This is a genomic window from Pseudoalteromonas sp. SIMBA_162 (assembly GCF_046535955.1).
GTDB lineage: Bacteria > Pseudomonadota > Gammaproteobacteria > Enterobacterales > Alteromonadaceae > Pseudoalteromonas > Pseudoalteromonas marina.
The window spans coordinates 1-256 of record NZ_JAWJBQ010000734.1 but is presented as its reverse complement, the minus strand read 5'-3'; the positions used below and the strand labels follow the sequence as shown (position 1 = coordinate 256).

The window sequence follows — 256 nt, the reverse complement described above, 5'->3', positions numbered from 1 at the left end:
ACTAAAGCACCAAATAGCCGATAAATAGATGGTGGTATAGGGCGCTGATTCATATACCAGGCCAGCATAAGAGGCATGGCGAGCTTCATAATCTCCGACGGCTGTATTGTCAAAGGACCTATGTCTAGCCAGCGCTGTGCACCTTTGCCCATTTCACCAAAGACAAGTACAGCAATGAGCAGCAAGACTCCGGCGATAAATGCGGGAACGGCGAACCGCGACAAAGCTCTCGGTGGAATTTGTGCAACCACAAAAA

1 protein-coding gene is annotated in these 256 nt (G+C 49.2%); it reads right to left on the bottom strand.

Annotated features, from left to right (window positions below):
* Nucleotides 1-256: FtsW/RodA/SpoVE family cell cycle protein (locus R0J88_RS21620; RefSeq protein WP_410901121.1), on the bottom strand; the 256-nt coding region annotated here is incomplete at both ends.